The 891-nt window shown below is 36.0% G+C and carries 1 protein-coding gene; it reads left to right on the forward strand.

Features of this window, described 5'->3' with window-relative positions; genetic code table 11:
* Window positions 1-517: 517 nt before the first annotated feature.
* Window positions 518-891: H-NS family histone-like protein (locus tag QTO00_RS20250; protein ID WP_331426350.1), on the forward strand; the 374-nt coding region annotated here is incomplete at its 3' end.

The following is an 891-nucleotide window of genomic DNA, read 5'->3' on the forward strand; positions in this document are numbered from 1 at the left end:
TTTCGACCATTGTACTTATCCCTAGCTATGTTTCAACATAATATTCCATTTTTATTGTTAAATTTATCGTTACGCTAATTCGACTAAGATTCCACCCTTGCTGAATACTCATCCAGTTGGATAGCTTTAATCCCCCGCTTCAAAACAATATCCCATAAATTGTAGATATGTTTATATGAAATATAGTCTTCATTTATATGTGTCTATTCCATAAAACTCACGCTTTATAACAAGTCGCTTGTAATTGTAATCCAAATAAGGCGCTTTGATTGCCCAGTATTATCTAAACTGCTTTCTCTAACGCAGCAAGGATATGAAACCAGAACCAAATCAATATGTGCAATTATTAGTAGCCCATAAATACCAAGCTTATTAGTCGAGTCTATTTTTTAATATCTCGTCTCAAAATTTAAAAATTAAACAGTATTTCAGTAAATTTATGTCAAGCTGATTGTATTATTTATTTTAGCGGTTTATGATTCATACATCGGCAACTTATATATGAAGAGATGAATAAATGTCGGAACTAACAAAAACACTTTTGAACATTCGTAGTTTGCGTGCTTTTTCTCGCGAATTAACACTTGAACAATTGGAAGAAGCTTTAGATAAACTCACTACAGTGGTAAGCGAGCGTAAAGAAGCTGAAGAGGCGGAACGTGCAGCTGCGGCTGAGCAAGAAGCTAAATTAGCAGCAATTGCTGAGCAAATCACTAAAGATGGTATTGATGTTGAAGCATTAATTTCAGCTCTAGCTGGTGAAGCTAAAGGAACAAAACCAAAAGCTAAGCGTGCTCCTCGCCCTGCTAAATACAAATATGTAGATGCTTCCGGTGAAGAAAAAACTTGGACAGGCCAAGGCCGCACGCCTTCTGCAATCCAAGAGCAATT

This window comes from Vibrio sp. M260118 (assembly GCF_036533755.1).
Classification (GTDB): Bacteria; Pseudomonadota; Gammaproteobacteria; order Enterobacterales; family Vibrionaceae; genus Vibrio.